This window comes from Citrobacter sp. Ce104, assembly GCF_030334595.1.
GTDB lineage: Bacteria > Pseudomonadota > Gammaproteobacteria > Enterobacterales > Enterobacteriaceae > Citrobacter > Citrobacter europaeus.
The window spans coordinates 42,475-59,200 of sequence record NZ_JAOWDP010000053.1; the positions used below are offsets into that span (position 1 = coordinate 42,475).

The following is a 16,726-nucleotide window of genomic DNA, read 5'->3' on the forward strand; positions in this document are numbered from 1 at the left end:
GATGTGATATGCGTCTCTTATTAGCGGAAGATAACCGTGAGTTAGCTCACTGGCTGGAGAAAGCGCTGGTGCAAAACGGTTTTGCCGTCGACTGCGTTTTTGATGGCCTGGCGGCCGACCATCTTTTACATAGTGAAACGTACGCGCTGGCGGTGCTGGACATCAATATGCCGGGGCTGGACGGCCTTGAAGTCGTTCAGCGGCTGCGTAAGCGCGGGCAGACGCTGCCTGTACTGCTGCTGACGGCGCGTAGCGCGGTGGCCGATAGGGTGAAAGGGTTGAACGTCGGGGCCGATGATTATCTGGCAAAACCGTTTGAAATCGAGGAACTGGATGCCCGACTGCGGGCCTTGCTACGCCGTAGCGCGGGGCAGGTGCAAGGTATACAGCAATTGGGGGAATTGGCCTTTCACGATGAAGGCTATTTTCTGTTGCAGGGGCAGCCCCTGGCGCTCACTCCGCGCGAACAGGCATTGCTGACGGTGCTGATGTACCGTCGATTACGACCGGTTTCGCGCCAGCAGTTGTTTGAACAGGTTTTCAGTCTGAGCGATGAGGTCAGTCCCGAAAGTATCGAGCTGTATATCCATCGCTTGCGTAAAAAACTACAGGGAAGCGATGTGCGTATCGCCACGTTGCGCGGCCTCGGCTATGTGCTGGAGCGTAGCGATGAAGTGGGCTAAACCCCAATCGTTGTATCTGCAACTGCTGATGTTTCTGGGCCTGCCGCTCATGTTGCTGTGGGGACTGTCTGCATTTAACAGCTATGTCAGCGCGCTACAGGCGGCGACGCAGGCATATGACCGAACGTTGCTTTCGTCCGCGAGGACTGTCTCCGAACGACTGGTGGTGCGCAATAAACAGCTGGAAGTAAATGTGCCGTGGGTGGTGCTGGACAGCTTCGAACTCAACATGAACGACAGGTTGTATTACAAGGTGGTCGATCCGATGGGGAAGGTTATCTCAGGTTATGACGATTTACCGGCGATGCCGCCTGCAACCTCGCGTACGCGGCTATATCCGGCGCTGGCGTGGTTTTATCACACTGAATATCGCGGCGAGGCCATTCGCGTGGCGCGTCTGCTGCAGCCCGTCAACGAGGGCGGTATTGCCGGCATGGCGGAGATTTATGTCGCTGAAACGCTGCAATCTCGGCGTTATCTGGCGCGACAGTTGCTGTTTTCCTCATGGGTTTCACAAGGTCTGCTGGTGCTGCTCACGCTGGTGCTGGTTGGCTGGCTGCTGCGTCGGGTGTTGCGTCCGATGCGCCAGTTATCATCGTTGATGGTGCGTCGTGAGCCAGGCCTGTTGACGCCGTTGCCAGAGCTGCTGCCGTGGTCGGAAACCCGTCTGCTGATTGTGGCATTCAATCGTTATCTGGACCGACTTCGCGGCCTGATCTCTCGCCAGGAACGCTTCAGCGCGGATGCTTCACATCAGCTTAAAACGCCGCTGGCGGTGCTGAAAACCCAGGCCTCGGTGGCCCTCGCCAGCCAGCAGCCGCAGCAGTGGTATGAGAGTCTGCAAGCCATGAGCGCCACGCTGGATAACACCATTCAACTGACTGAAAGGCTGTTACAGCTGTCGGCGGTGAAGCGCAAAGAGCAAGGAGAAAGGCACTTCTCGCCGGTTAATTTGTATGAGGTGGTGCAAAGCAGCTGTTTTACCCGGCTGGCGCAGGCGCGTAGTAAAGGGATCGATCTGGGCTATGAAGGAGAGCAGGACGCGGTGTGGATTGAGGGGGATGAAGTTCTGCTCGGCGAACTGAGCGGAAATCTGCTGGATAACGCACTGAAATATACGCCGCCGCATGGTGTGGTGACTGCCCGATTGCTGCGAGAAGGAGAGGTGGTGGTGCTGGTGGTTGAAGATAGCGGGCCGGGTATTGATGAGCAGATGGTGCATCAGGCGCTGCTGCCGTTTCATCGTCTTGATAACGTCGGTAATGTTCCCGGTGCCGGGATCGGACTCGCGCTGGTCAACGATATTGCTCGTCTGCACCGCACGCACCCTCAGCTCTCACGGAGCGAAGCATTAGGCGGGTTAAGCGTGCGGGTGCGATTTTTAAGCGTAGCGAGCTGAAATATCTTTTTGATGATGCGAACGGTATTAATATAATTAAAAGTAATTAATTGTATTGTTATTGTAATTTTAAATTTCGCCGCGAGGCCGTGAATTATATTTTACTTGCTGTATTTAACAGCAATTTAGCGTCAATTAAACTAAACTTTTGCGTTATTTATCATACATAAATCACTTTTCATAGACCACGAATTGTTACCTGTCAATAGCAAAAGTGTTGTTAAAAGTCATCTTTTTTGCTGAATTGGCTAAAACTTTTCTTGACTCAATCATCATCAAAATCATATAGATATGATTGTGCTCGGGATATTTATCACAGTAAGAGACATTATTTTTTACATTTACTGACAATGTGCCATTGCGTTTTTTAGACTTGTGATATAATTAGCAACATAAATGAGAAAAAAACAATTAAAGATCAATAAATAATGGGCTGAGATATGCTTAAAAAATCGCTAAAGATTAGCAGCCAAGGATATCCAGTCTTTTTAAAACTGGTCGATTTCATTGTAATCAATGCGACGTTGGTTTTTAGCGCCCATCTGTTAGGTCTGGCGCCATTTAACACCATTGCCATTCTGAGTATTCTCTTCTCAGTCTTTTTCTTGCTGTTTGCTGAATACATAAAAATGTATCAACAAAAGATCAAGACGATCGGTTTACGTAATCAAAAACGGTTGGTTTTTTGTACGCTGTTGGCGATTTTTTTTAACGAACTGGTCAGCATGACGGTGGCTGAACCCGAATCACTCGGCTACCTCGACAAACTGCCTTCACCATTTTATTCAGCCATTATTTACTGGTACTTTATCCCATTACCTTTTCTTTATTACATTCGCTTTTTCATTTTTAAATATTCAACGAAAAAGAGTATGCGCGTGGCGATTATTGGTCTGACCGACAATGGCCTGGCTGCAGAAAACGCGTTAATGAATGAATACGCCAATATCACACTCGATCTGGCGTTTTACGATGAGCGCGCCTTATCCCGCTGCGGCGATATCGTAGATAAGGTGAAAAGCCCCTTCCGTGGCCCGGTGATCAATCTGGTTGAGGAAGCCCGGCAGGGAAATATAGACGAAATCTACATCGCCTTACCGATGGTCGCTTTACACCGTATTCGTCATTTTTTAGCGATGATGTCGGACACCACTGTAGACACCTATATTGTTCCTGACTTCTATACCTACAGTAACAACATGTCCAAGCTGCGCTCCATTCACAACCTGCAAACTATCGGAATCTTTAGTTCGCCGTTTGAAGGGGCGGGTTCATTTATCAAGCGGGCGGAAGATTTGGTGCTTGGCAGCATCATTATGGTGATGATTTCTTCGCTGATGTTGGCAATTGCCATTGGAATCAAACTCACTTCCCGCGGGCCGGTGTTTTTTAAACAAGATCGGTATGGTCTTAGCGGACAAAAAATTAAGGTCTGGAAGTTTCGCTCAATGCGCGTCATGGAGAACGCCGACACGGTTATTCAGGCTACGAAAAACGATCCACGGGTAACCAAATTCGGGAGCTTTTTACGCCGTACTTCGCTGGATGAACTGCCGCAATTTATCAACGTATTGCAGGGAAGTATGTCGATTGTCGGCCCCAGACCTCATGCGGTTACGCATAATGAGCAGTACCGCAAACAGGTCGAAAATTACATGATCCGCCATAAAGTTAAGCCTGGGATCACCGGGCTTGCGCAGATTAACGGTTTCCGCGGGGAAATCGATGCGCTTTATAAGATGGAAAAAAGGGTTCAGTACGATATTGAGTACATTCAAAACTGGTCGTTATGGCTGGATATAAAAATTATTATTAAAACTATTTTCAAAGGATTTGTCGGTAAGAATGCATACTAAATTACTCGTTATTACCGGAATCGTGATATCGCAGCCCGCATGGGCTGATTTAACACCGAAATCACACATTGGCTTTGCAGGGATCGACTTCCAGAGCAAGGTCGCTGTGGACTATGGTTATAATGATAACGTGACTTATCAGCCACATAGCAGCGATGCTATCGGTTCCTCGTTTCAGAGCGCGGCGCCCGTTCTGAGTATGAGCGGAGAACGCGGTCAGGATAAGTATTTGCTGATGTACTCCGGAGATTATCGTAATTACTCAAGCGATTCCGCGGATAACTATAACGACCATTTTTTTCGTTTTAACGGCGCCTGGCGGTATGGGCTCAAGCATGGCTTAACCCTCAATCTGGAGGATACGCTTGGGCATGAGTCCCGCGGTCGTGGTATCACCGAAGGTTTTCTCCCTGGGCAGTTCGAGCAGTATGGGATTAAATCTCCGCTGACGACGAATTTTATCAACAGTGAATTGCGCTACAGCTACGGCGCACCCGATGGGCGCGGAAAAGCGGAACTGGCGTTGTTGTACAAAAAACTGACCTTCGGCAATACGTCTGATGTCCAGGACAGTAGTGAAGATTTCTACAATTATATTCAGGAACAGGAATGGCACGAAAATAGCCTGGTGGCAGAAATTTTTGACCAATACACATCCAGAACGCGTTTTCGCTATAGCTTTATTACTAACCAGCGTCGCTATGATAACAACTCAGAAAAAGACACTAATGAGTATTATTTGCTGTATGGCCTGAAGTCGCAGTTGACGGGAAAAACCAATGTCGACATGAATATTTCATGGCTGTACAAGACATTTGAAAACAACGCAAACTCGCATGATTTTAATGGTCTAAACTGGGACATAAAAGGGGAGTGGAAACCGTTACAACAGTCTGTTTTCACGGTTCACTCGGCGCAAAGCATTAAAGACCCATCGGAAGTTGGGGGTTATATTTTAGTGACCCAGTATGGTCTTTCTTATCAACATTTCTGGTTAGGCAACCGTTTTTCTACCTTGCTGGATTACTCATACACTTCAGAAGACTATAAAAAACAGAATAAGGATCGGCATGATAAAGATGGGGTATTTAGCGTAACCATGAGCTATGACTACACGCCGTCAGTTAATTTTGAGATTAAATATCAAATAGATACATTGAATTCGAATAAGGATACTGATTCGTTTTATATCGGTCCCAACGACAATCAGGAAGTCATTAGAACGTTGGGTTATGATAATTCTATGATTATGCTTAAAGCTAAGGTTCAGATCTAAAATGAAAATAATAGAACTGTGCGCGGTTTTGCTATTCAGTATCCTGATGGTCGGATGCACAACGTCCAGCCCGAGATTAATGGACGATCCTGCTACTGTTCAGCAGGATTACCGACTTGGGGCAGGGGATACTGTCAATATCGCTGTTCATGGTCAACCCGATATGACGATGCGATTTATTTTGGATAAGAGTGGGGAGATCAATTTCCCGTTTGTTGGCGCTCTTAAATTAAAAGATAAAACTGTCGATCAAGTGACCAACGAATTAACTCAACGCCTGACCGGAGATTATTTTACAACTCCGATGGTGACGGTGAGTATTGCCGAGTTCCGTAAATATTATGTTTCTGGCGAAGTGAAAAGTCCGAATGGATTCGCCTGGGAGCCAGGACTTACCGTCGAGAAATCTATTGCGCAGGCGGGCGGGTTTACAGATCGTGCTGACCGAAAAGATATCAACATTCGTCTGTCAGGTAGCAATCAGCTGCTGGAGAATGTTGATTTAACGCACTCTGTTCATCCTGGGGATGTCGTGATTATTGGCATGGGGTTCTTCTGACGATGAAACTATCAATAGTGGAAAACGGCAAAAAACGAGAAAGCACGGTCGAATTCTCCCGCTTTGCCAAAGAGCTGAAAAAGAACGCCTGGAAAATCGCGCTGGCCGGTATTGTAGCCGGGGTTGTGGCTTATCCGTTAATCAGCATGATGTCCTCAAAGTATGTTTCAACGGCGACGGTGCTGATCAAAGCGCAGGCCGATAACGTTTCTCCGTTTCCACAGGTTGATGGGTTCGATTCAACGCGCAGTGGTTACTACGAAACGCAATATGCGTTGATGCATTCGCGGATTGTGCTTGAGCAAGCCGTGCGCGATATGAAGCTGGATGAAAACCCGGAGTTTACCGGGGAAAAAGCCGGTGCTCAGGGGGCCGATAGCAGTGAAGGTCGGCAGCTGAGAATGGAGCAAGCGCTGAAAACGTTATCGAAAAACCTGAATGTCATCGGTATTCGCACGACGAATCTGGCTTCCATTACCTATGAATCAACTTCGCCTCAGGTTGCGGCTGATATTGCCAACGGCGTCGCGCAGGCTTTCATCAACTATACGGTGGAACAAAAGCGTCTGAAAGCAGAGAAAGCCCGCGAACTGAATTATGAAAAAATGGAAGAGATTCAGAAGTCGATAGCCAAGCAAAAAGAAGAGATGGACAGCTATCTGAAAAACGCCGGGCTGCTGACCTTCCGCGGTATTGATGGTTTTGAAACCGAACAGTTAAGTATCGTGACCAATCGCCTGGCCGATGCGACCCAGCGTCGTGTTGCGGCTGAATCCGTCTATAACGAGGTGAACGGGGGAGGGAAGTCCGTTGAGAGCGTTATCTCACTGCCTTCAGTCTCTAACCACGCTCAGATCCAGGATTTGCGCATTGCGTTGATTCAGGCGCAGCGTACCTTGTCTGAACTACGCAAAGTGTATGGGCCAAAAAACCCCGCTATTTTAAAAGCCGAGGCCGATGTTCAGTCGATCCAAAGCCAGACAGGACGGGTGTTGGGAGAGCTGAAAGTCGGTTTGCGCCAGCAATATCTGGCGGCGCTGGCGGATGAAAAGAACTATCAGCAGCAGGTGGCGCAGCAGAAAGAGGTCTTCCAGAAAATGGCGTCTAAGCGGGATGCTTATAACAGCCAAAAACTATCGTTAGATAAAATGGAAGACCTGTATAAATCGCTTTATCAGCGTACTCAGGAGCTATCGCTGTCCGGCGTGAGTGCCGATGCGGTGTTATACGACCCTGCCGTACCCGCGCTAAAACCGGCGAAACCGAATAAATCACTGCTGTTGGTGATGGTGGTCATGCTGGTGGTCGTGTTCAGCATCATGTATTTCATTGTCAAAGCGGCGATGGATAACTCAATCGCAACCCTGAGTCGCATGAAAAAACGGCTCAATGTTGCTCCGCTGGGTGAAATCCGTCGTTTTAGCGGAACTTCTGGGCGCGCGCAGGTGCGGGACATGATCATGAAGAACCCGCTAAATGCCGATATTGTGCACGGTATCCGTACCCTGATTATGCTGGATAATCGACCATTACAGACGCTCGCCGTGGCGTCGACGGAGCATGGCGATGGGCGTTCTTTGTTAGCGAATCTGTTAGCGAACTCCTTTAGCTTCGACCAGAAAACGCTGCTTATTGATGCGGATTTCTTTAACACTGGCGGGCTCTCTTCAGAGCTGGCATCAGCCACATCCGCAGGCGTAGCGGAACTGCTGCGCGGGGAGACTGAGCTTGAACAGGCGCGGATCACGCTCAGTGATCATCTCGACTTTATCCCGCACGGCAAGAGCACCATCTCTTCTTTACTGATGCTGTCGTCGGAGCACGTTGAACCCTTAATGCGCGAGCTGAAATCGCATTATCAGCGCATCATTATTGATGTTGCTGCTGTGAATCAGAGTCAGGATGTTCAACTGATCAAACGTGCCGTCGATGGGGTTGTTTTCATTGTGAAAGCCGGGGCCGGATCGGCGGGACAAATCGCCAACGCGCTGGATAAGATCGAGGAAAATAACGGTGTTGTGATTGGCGCGGTGCTCAATGCAGTTGAAGAAAAAGATCTTGAGACGCAAGAAGGTCTGCGTTCACTCAACTTCAGTACCGATCAACTGATGACGACGCCAGGCCGCGTATGAGTCTACTGAAGAGCGCTTCCACGATAGCCGGTTCATCAGTCATCTCGCAGTTGATTGGTGCGCTGTCTATCTGGTTGATTTCACACAAGTACGATATGGCTGAAGTGGGGCTTTATGCGCTCAACTACAGTATCGCCGTGGTGGGCGCTCAGGTATGTACCTTTGCATCGCAGCTTTTAATTCCAAAACAGCACGACGACGAACTGGTACAAAACGTTGTATTTTGCCTGCTCCAAAGCACGATCATTGCCTTACCGTACGCTGTGCTCACCGCGTGGCTGTTTCATCAGAACATCTTGTTCCTCTATCTGCTGACGCTGGCAACGGCATGGGTTTTAATCTCGGAAAACCTGTCGCTACGCACGGCCAATTTTCGTTTTCTGATTTTCCAGCGCATTTCTGTCTCGGTGGTGGTATTACTTTCGGTTCTGGCTACGCATCATGTGCAACTGTTTTATTGGTCATGGGCCTGTGCAACGATGGCGCTGACCATTAGCTGTATTTTGCACTCGTTTGATATTCGGGCGGTGGCGGCCCGACATCTGCGACCCGCCAGTAATTGGCATTTTTTCAAACAGAATATTCATCACATTACCAAAGTGGGCAGTGCGGAAGTGCTGGCGATGGCCAGCAGCAATTTGCCGGTTATGCTGATTAACTTTTGGTTCTCGGCGCTGACGGCGGGTTATTTTTCCGTGGTTAGCCGCTTTTGCCTGGCGCCGGTGGTGATCATTGGCAACGCGGTGCGCAATACTATTTTTTCCAAGTGGTCTATCGATTTCAGAAATAACACCTTTAATTATCAGGAATATACCAGGGTGCGGATGCTGCTGTTGGTGCTGGGTGTCATCTGTACCCTTGGGGTGTTTATTTTCTATCCGATAGTGATGCGTCTGGGCTTTAGCGAAGACTGGATTAACTCCATTGAAACGTCGCGCTACATGTTGCCCTATTTGTTCCCGGCACTGGCGATAAGCCCTCTGACGGTGATTGAACTTATTTTTGGCTCCCACCGCTATTTTCTGCGCATCCAACTGGAACAGCTGGCGATCGTGTTATTCGCTTTTGTCGTCATTCCCTATTTTTATAAAGATTATGCCACGTCGGTTATCCTGTTTTCTTCACTGACATTTATTCGCTACGCCTTCATTTATCTGAAAATGAATAAGCGAGCCAATCTCCTGAAAGATAAGCCGGTGATACTATGACGCTGAATACCGGATACTATTTGCAGGTTTATACCTTTGTCACGCTAATCCTGTGTGGTCTGGTGCAATACTTTACCGGCATGCAGTCGGTGCTGTGGATCCCCTTTTTCCTGACCCTGTTGATGGTGGGATTATTGGTGATGCAGACGCGTGATAGCTCGCTGCAACTGGATGCGCAGGAGACGATTGTCCTGGCGTTGTATTTCTCGTTCCTGGTGCTGGCTGGAACATCGACGCTGATTCAGGGCGGGATCACCGTCGCGATTGTGGCATTTAAAAACGAAATTGCATTGTCGCTGGTGATGATCTGTTTGCTGCTGGGATTTTGCCGGGAATCGCAGATTTATCGGGCAACGCGCTATCTGTATTGGGTGTTTTACGCGCAGATCCCGGTAATGATTTATCAGGTTTTACTGGTCGTTCCCCAGCGCGTCGCGGTGCGTGGTGAAGATGAGAAATGGGACTCCGTGGTTGGCACGTTTGGCGGAGACCCCATGGGGGGCGGTAACACTGCCGCGATGGGCCTGTTTTGCCTGTTGATTATGTTGTTAAAAGTCTCTGAGTATAAGCATGGGCTGACCTCGTTTAAGTCAATGGCGTTGCACATTGTTCTGGGGATCGGGCTTTGTATCATTGGCGAAGTGAAGTTCGTCATTCTGCTTTCGCCTCTGTTTCTGGCGTGGGTGTGGATCTCACCGAGCTACGTCAAAGACGTTAGTAAGGTCAATCTGAAGACGCTGTTGGTTATTGTGGCAGGCATGTTACTGCTGATTAGCCTGTCGATCGTGATCCTCGCGTACTATTATTCTTCCGCGTTTGGCGGCGATCCCTCGAAAAGCTCGCTAAGCATTTTCATCGACTCCTTAAGCTATATTTTTGACCCGAACTACATTATGTCTACCGGGGAGTTAGGGCGCTTTACGACGTTTTTGTTCTGGTTAAAAAATAACGATCTGTGGGGGCTTTCAGGAACGTTATTTGGTTACGGGCTCAACGCCACTAACAGCGGGAGTACGGTGTCGCCGGGCTTTTTGAATATCATCTATAACTTAATTCTCGACTCGACTTCCCTGAGTATGCTGCTGTGGGAAGTTGGGGTGATCGGCACGTTACTCTTTATTAGCTTATTCATTTATATCCTGAAAGTTTGTCAGCCAAAGCCATTACTGACGCTTGAACAACTGGACCAGCAGGACCTCCAGTTATTGAGCTTTGCACCGGCGTTTAACGCTTTTGCTATCAGTTGCTTAATTAGCTTACCTTACAGCCAGATACTGATGATTACACCGATGTTACAATTCCTGTTCTATTTATCACTAGGATCAAGTTTAGTGATTCGTCGAACCGTCCTTCGCTGTGTAGGGTAATTGTATGGACCAAAAACCGTTTATTTCAGTGAGTATTAAAACACTCAATGAATCTGAATGTATTGAGAAAACGATCGACAGTATTCGCCGGCAGCTTGTTGATTATCCACATAAAATTATAGTGGCAGATAGTCTGTCAACGGATAACACCCAACAGCTTGCTATCGATAAAGGGGCGACCGTGGTGTCCTTAACTAACCCAGACGATCGCTGCTGCGGCGTCGGGCATCAGTTAGGTTATCTGTATAGTGAAGGGGAATATCTGCTACTGATGGATGGCGACATGGAGCTGGAAGAGGGCTTTGTGGATCAAGCTGTCGCATTTTTGCAGGCTGAGCCGGAATATGCAGGCGTCGCGGGAACCGTTGAAATGGACGATGCCGTTAACTATGAATTTAAATCGCGTAAGCAGCGTATTAATAAAATTTATCCGCTCGGGGATAGTGACCATTTAGGCGGTGGCGGGTTATATCGTCGATCTGCAATTGAAAAAATTGGTTATCTTACCAACCGTAATTTGCACGCTTATGAAGAAGCCGAACTGGGCCTGCGTTTGCTCGATGCGGGTTATAAACTGCGTCGTCTGAATATTCCGTATTTTATTCATACTTCCCATACTATGCCGACCTTTCAGATGCTCAAGCACCGCTGGAAAAGCGGATACTATCAGGCTCCGGGCGAGCTTTTACGTTGTGCCTGGGGAAAACCTTATTTCGGCAAAGCGTTAAAAATGGTCAGGAACGAGGCGATTTTTTCTGTTTATTTGATTGCTTTGTTCATTGCGGCGGTGACCTTCAATCTCGAACTTTTCGACATTGCATTTTTGCCGTTGCTTGCGTTTATTGTCCTGAAAACCGTGCAGAATCGATCGTTATTGAACGGATTGCAGAGCGTAATGAACCTGGCCGTGCTTTCTGCCGGACTGGTTAAAGGCTTGACTAAACCAGTACGCGATCCGTTGACTCCGCCTGACAGTAAAATCATTCATGAATAACTAAGGCTGGCGCAATGAAAGTTTTATTAGTGAATAAGTTTTTTTTCATTAAAGGCGGCGCGGAAACGGTTTATTTTCAAGAGCGCGATATGCTGAAACAGGCTGGTGTGCAGGTTATTGATTTCTCGATGCAGCATGAGAAAAATTTCCCTTCAGACTATGCGGATTATTTCGTCAGCAATGTGGACTATCACAAAGAAAGCAATCTGCTGGGTGGGCTCAAAACGGCGGTTAACTTTATTCATAATTCGCAGGCCTGCAAAAAGATGCTGGCGCTACTACAAAAAGAGCGTCCGGATATCGTCCACTTTCATAACATTTACCATCAGTTAACGCCGGCGTTAATTAAAGTTGCCCGCAATTTTGGCTGCAAAACAGTGCTGACCGCGCATGACTATAAGATAGTCTGTCCCGCCTATTCCATGCTGCGCGACGGCAAGGTGTGTGATTCCTGTATCACCGGAACGGTTTTTAATGCTTTCAGGTATCGTTGCCAGGAAGGGTCTGCCTCAAAAAGTCTTCTGCTCTCTTTGGAGGCGACCTGGCAGTATATTGCGCAAAATTACCAGGCGCTGGATGTGATCGTGTCGCCAAGCGTCTTTTTACGCGGGGTATTACTGCGTACGCTGCCGAATTCGCGTATTGATGTCATCGTCAATGGCGTTGATGACAGCCGTCCCCTGGATGAGGTAAGCGACGAGGGTTATATGCTGTACTTCGGTCGCCTGAGCCGTGAAAAAGGTGTGGCAACGCTGTTGGCGGCGCATGAGAAAATGCAGAACAAAGCGCCGCTGAAAATTGTGGGTCACGGTCCGCTGCACGATGAGTTAGCCGCCAAATACCCGGACGTTGAGTTTTTAGGTTATGTGCAACAAGGGGAAGCCCTCGACAACCTTATTAAACATGCGCGGGCGGTGATCCTGCCTTCAGAATGCTATGAAAACTGTTCAATGGCGATATTAGAGGCGATGTCCTTAGGCAAGCCGGTTATCGGGTCGCGCATTGGCGGCATCCCCGAACAAATTCGTGACGGTATCGAAGGGATTTTATTCGAACCGGGCAATGCGCAGGAGTTAGCTAATGCGATGGATGCCCTGGCCGACTCGCCAGAGAAAGCGCGGGTCATGGGCTTACTTGGTCGTGCGCGGTTGAGTGAAAAATATGCGCTGAGTAAACATATGGATACCCTCCAGGCGCTCTATAAAGAACTGCTGAGCAGGCCATAGTATGAGTAAAAAAATAACGGTTTTTGGAACGCGTGGTATTCCCGATGTATTGGGCGGTGTAGAGACACACTGTCAGAATCTATATCCTGCCATTAAGCAGCAGTTCGACGTGGATATTTGCGTGATTGCTCGCTCGCCATATGTAAATTACAAACGATCGGTATATAAGAAAGTCGAAACCTACGCGCTGTGGGCGCCCAAAAAGCGCTCGCTGGAAGCGATTGTCCATTCCGTTTTAGCGGCGTTTAGGACAAGTATCGACCATTCGGATATTGTGCATGTCCATGCTATTGGACCAGGCCTTGTGATCCCATTATTACGCGTGTTAGGGAAGAAGGTGGTTTTTACCCACCATGGGCCCGATTACGATCGGCAGAAATGGGGTTTCGTTGCCAAAAAAATATTGCTACTCGGTGAGCGTTGGGCGGTGAGATATGCCAACGAAGTGATTGTGATTTCTGACGTTATTAATCAACTGATCCAGAAAAAACACGGTCGCTATGATGCACATTTAATTCACAATGGCGTAAACGAGCCGCGATTGTTATCTGATCTGACCATCGACAATACGCTCTCCCGCTTTGGGCTGCAGCCGAAAAACTACCTCGTGGTGGTTGGGCGATTTGTGGAAGAAAAAGGGATGCATGATGCCATCGCCGCCTATCAGCGCAGCGGTTTGACCATGCCGTTAGTGTTAATTGGCGATGCGGATCATCCGACCGAATACAGCGTGCGCCTCAAAAAGCTTGCCGCGGACACGCCAGGCGTCGTGATGACCGGTTTCTTACGGGGTGATGAGCTGCAGGCGGTATTTTCGCAGGCCAGGCTGTTTGTGATGCCTTCATACCATGAAGGATTGCCCATTGCGCTACTGGAAGCGATGTCATTCTCTCTTCCTGCCGTCGTCAGTGATATTCCGGCTAATCTTGAAGTTCAACTGCCCGCCGAGGCCTATTTTAAGGTGGGGGATGTGGCCAGTCTGGCCGAGAAATTAACCCAGTGGGCGACAACCAATAGCGTGGACTATCGTGTATATTTACAAAACTACAATTGGCATGAAATCGCCAAAAAGACGGTTAACGTCTATCACTCCATTGATAAAGATATAGGTTAATTTTGACCAGTCCTCAAAATCGTCCTCCCGTCATCGAACGATTTTATTCTCATCTTGATGAGTCGATTGTTGAGGGGTTGACCCCTGAACAAAAGGAAGGGGTGGAAAATGCTATCCTGGCATCGACGCTGGCTTCGCGGCATCAGATCGATATTCGCCGAAGCTTTCCTTTTTTCAGTAAGCGTTATTATCTGGTTTTTTTGTTTGGCAGAGATTTACGCCGCCAGCACCGCCAGGAATCGACCCTGTCGAGAATGTTGCTAACTTTTTTGCTGCTGATTGCCGTGTTGTTCGTCACCTGCTGCGTATTGCTGACGCTGTATATGATCAAATCCGCGTTAGGTATTGATGTGTTCCAAAATTTTCATGTAGGTATCTGGGACTGGTGGTTAAGCCTGAAAGACCGCTAGCGTTAACAAACCTGTGGAGGGCGTCACTGCGATGAAGTGTAAATGGGTTTCTGCGCTGTTGTTGATGTCCTTTCCGTTGACGGTCATTTCCGCATTAACGACCGTTACCCCCAAAGCATTGACTGGCCCGCTGACCAATCCAGGGATTGGCGTGGCAAGTTTTCATCAGGGATATGGTGAAACGCTGGGGCTGGCTGATTATCCCAATACCGGGTTTGAGTACGAGCGGTTTTACTGGCGAGACCTGGAGCCCATTGAAGGTCAGTATAATTTTGCGCTGGTGGATGATGCCTTCAAATACGCGGCGGCGCATCGTCCCGCGATGAACGTTGGACTGCGGTTTATGGCGCTAGCTGACCCGGGGGATGGTACAAAAATTCCCGACTGGCTGATTAAAAAAGGCGTGAAAGGCACCTGGACGCCCGATAACAAAACATTTATTCCAGACTTAGACGACCCTCTGTTTATTGAGTACAGCCAGCGTCTGCTGAACGCATTCGGAAAACGCTACGACGGCAATGAGAATCTTGCGTTTGTGGATATCGGCATGGTGGGGGCATGGGGTGAATGGCATAACAGCAATTTCTCTAATCTGCAGCCACTGCTGGAACGGTACACCACCGCGCAGTTGGACCGCTACGTCGCAATGCATTTTTCTGCCTTCCCTTCGACGCCGAAAATTATGTTAATGAGCGGTGGGCAAAGCCTGGCGAATGCGGTGGCGCGCGGTGCGGGATGGCGGGCGGACTGCTGGGGCGATCTGCGCGTATTTTCAAACACCTGGAACCATATGGCTGATGATTATCCGCAGCGAATATTGGCCGCGCAGCAGAGTTATTCAGGGTTTAATGACGCCTGGAAACGTGCGCCGGTTAGTCTGGAAATCTGTTCATATATGCAGGACTGGAAGAATACCTTCCACTATACGCGCGCCGAAGTGCAGGGCATTTTTGACTGGGCGATCAAGCAGCACGCCAGCACTATTAACCTGAAATCGAGGGCGATTCCCAGCGATTATCGACCGATTGTTGACGATGCGCTGAGTAAACTAGGCTATCGGTTTCGCTTAGCGTCTCTAAGCCATGAATCCGTGTGGGACGGCGGACAAACGCTGACATTAAACAGCACGTGGTATAACGAAGGTATCGCCCCGATTTATCTGCCCTACACGCTGGCATTTCGTGTGGTGGATAAAGCTAATAAAGTGGTGGCGCAGGGGAATGCGGCGGATGATATACGACGTTGGCTCCCGGGTGTTTATCAGGTCAGCTATGCCTTGCCCATGCCGGGAGGACTGGCGAAAGGGCAATACGTGATTGAGGTCGCGATGCTGGATAAATCCGGTGCGCCGAGAATTAACTTCGCCAACCAGGGTAAGCAGAGCAGCGGCTGGTATCGCGTATCAACGATAACGGCACGCTAACCCAGCACGGCAACGCGCCTGGCGGTCAGGCGCGTTGCCGCATACATCAGATGTGATACCCATTCGGGTTATTTTTTTGCCAGTTCCACGTGTCACGCATCATTTCATCAAGGTTATAGATGGCCTTCCAGCCTAACTCTTTGTATGCCAGTGACGGGTCAGACCAACATTCGGCAATGTCGCCGGGTCTTCTGTCGACAAACTGATAGTTTATTTTTGTCTGCGCCGCTTTTTCAAACGCCTCAATCAGATTAATTACGGAATAACCGACTCCGGTACCGAGATTAATCACCTTGTAGGCAGCGCCTTTGTTCTGGCAATCCAGTGCGGCTAAATGGCCGGTCGCTAAATCCATTACGTGGATATAATCACGCACGCCGGTGCCGTCGGGAGTGGGATAATCATTACCGTACACCGACACGGTTTCCAGCTTACCAATCGCGACCTGGGAGATGTACGGAACCAGGTTATTAGGGATACCGTTAGGATCTTCACCAATCCGACCCGATGGATGGGCGCCGACCGGGTTGAAATAGCGCAGGCAGGTAATGCGGAAATCGGGTTGCGCGCGTGAGAAGTCGGCCAGGATTTGTTCGACCATTAATTTAGAGGTGCCGTACGGATTGGTGGTTCCGCCCGTACGCGATTGCTCGCTCAGCGGTACGCTTTCCGGATTGCCATATACTGTAGCTGATGAGCTAAAAATGAATCGATTAACGCCTGCGGCCAGCATCTCATCCAGTAAAACCAGCGTACCGGTGACGTTGTTTTCATAGTAGGCGAGGGGGGCTTTTATCGACTCTGAAACCGATTTTAGCCCGGCAAAATGAATGACATCGGTGATGTTATGGTTGGCGAAAATATTTTTCAATGCCTGTCTGTCGAGAACATCGGCGATATAGACAATGGGTTCTCTTCCGGTGAGCTCCGCGACCCTGTCCAGCGAGATTCGGCTCGCATTCGCCAGATTATCGATGACTACGACATCATCGCCTCTTTCCAGTAGCGTTAACACAGTATGTGAACCAATATAACCTGCACCACCAGTGACAAGAATTGCCATACAGACTCCAGAAAAA

At 48.8% G+C, this 16,726-nt stretch carries 14 protein-coding genes; 13 read left to right on the forward strand and 1 reads right to left on the reverse strand.

Annotation, left to right across the window (positions count from 1 at the left end):
- Positions 1-8: 8 nt before the first annotated feature.
- The 13 genes from tctD to OGW16_RS05385 all read left to right on the forward strand — a co-directional run bounded on the left by tctD (position 9) and on the right by OGW16_RS05385 (position 15,647).
- On the forward strand, positions 9-683 hold the full coding sequence (gene tctD, locus OGW16_RS05325) for a transcriptional regulator TctD (protein WP_003826032.1): 675 nt from the start codon (positions 9-11) through the stop codon (positions 681-683).
- Positions 670-2,082: a sensor histidine kinase gene (locus OGW16_RS05330; protein ID WP_087050851.1), complete on the forward strand. Its 1,413-nt coding sequence runs from the start codon at positions 670-672 to the stop codon at positions 2,080-2,082. Before tctD ends, OGW16_RS05330 begins: the two co-directional genes overlap by 14 nt.
- 440 nt (positions 2,083-2,522) lie before the next feature.
- Positions 2,523-3,938 carry an undecaprenyl-phosphate glucose phosphotransferase gene (locus tag OGW16_RS05335; protein WP_043017288.1) on the forward strand — a complete coding sequence of 472 codons (1,416 nt, stop codon included), beginning with the start codon at positions 2,523-2,525 and terminating at the stop codon, positions 3,936-3,938.
- The gene (locus OGW16_RS05340; protein WP_080626196.1) at positions 3,928-5,214 is read left to right on the forward strand and encodes an outer membrane beta-barrel protein; all 1,287 of its coding nucleotides are present in this window, start codon (positions 3,928-3,930) and stop codon (positions 5,212-5,214) included. The genes OGW16_RS05335 and OGW16_RS05340 overlap by 11 nt, the downstream gene beginning before the upstream one ends.
- Before the next feature lies 1 nt (position 5,215).
- Positions 5,216-5,773: a polysaccharide biosynthesis/export family protein gene (locus tag OGW16_RS05345; protein WP_043017286.1), complete on the forward strand. Its 558-nt coding sequence runs from the start codon at positions 5,216-5,218 to the stop codon at positions 5,771-5,773.
- 2 nt (positions 5,774-5,775) lie between these two features.
- Entirely contained in the window at positions 5,776-7,905 is a 2,130-nt protein-coding gene (locus OGW16_RS05350; RefSeq protein ID WP_286518044.1) for a GumC family protein, read from the forward strand.
- Positions 7,902-9,113, forward strand: a complete 1,212-nt coding sequence (locus tag OGW16_RS05355) for a lipopolysaccharide biosynthesis protein (RefSeq protein WP_075145756.1) — start codon at positions 7,902-7,904, stop codon at positions 9,111-9,113. The genes OGW16_RS05350 and OGW16_RS05355 overlap by 4 nt, the downstream gene beginning before the upstream one ends.
- Positions 9,110-10,480: a hypothetical protein gene (locus OGW16_RS05360; RefSeq protein WP_047409313.1), complete on the forward strand. Its 1,371-nt coding sequence runs from the start codon at positions 9,110-9,112 to the stop codon at positions 10,478-10,480. The genes OGW16_RS05355 and OGW16_RS05360 overlap by 4 nt, the downstream gene beginning before the upstream one ends.
- Before the next feature lie 4 nt (positions 10,481-10,484).
- Positions 10,485-11,474 carry a glycosyltransferase family 2 protein gene (locus OGW16_RS05365; protein ID WP_043017282.1) on the forward strand — a complete coding sequence of 330 codons (990 nt, stop codon included), beginning with the start codon at positions 10,485-10,487 and terminating at the stop codon, positions 11,472-11,474.
- Between the two features lie 14 nt (positions 11,475-11,488).
- On the forward strand, positions 11,489-12,700 hold the full coding sequence (locus OGW16_RS05370) for a glycosyltransferase family 4 protein (RefSeq protein ID WP_080626199.1): 1,212 nt from the start codon (positions 11,489-11,491) through the stop codon (positions 12,698-12,700).
- A 1-nt stretch (position 12,701) separates the two neighbouring features.
- A complete protein-coding gene (locus tag OGW16_RS05375; RefSeq protein ID WP_087050855.1) occupies positions 12,702-13,814 on the forward strand; it encodes a glycosyltransferase family 4 protein in 1,113 nt (370 codons plus the stop codon).
- A gap of 2 nt (positions 13,815-13,816) precedes the next feature.
- Entirely contained in the window at positions 13,817-14,224 is a 408-nt protein-coding gene (locus OGW16_RS05380; RefSeq protein WP_043017279.1) for a hypothetical protein, read from the forward strand.
- Between the two features lie 31 nt (positions 14,225-14,255).
- Positions 14,256-15,647, forward strand: coding sequence for a DUF4832 domain-containing protein (locus OGW16_RS05385; protein WP_220771555.1), 1,392 nt, complete (start codon positions 14,256-14,258; stop codon positions 15,645-15,647).
- Positions 15,648-15,693: 46 nt separating this feature from the next.
- On the opposite strand, the gene galE is transcribed toward OGW16_RS05385, so the two are convergent.
- Complete coding sequence (galE, locus tag OGW16_RS05390) at positions 15,694-16,710, reverse strand: UDP-glucose 4-epimerase GalE (protein ID WP_220771556.1); 1,017 nt, start codon at positions 16,708-16,710, stop codon at positions 15,694-15,696.
- Between the last annotated feature and the right edge of the window lie 16 nt (positions 16,711-16,726).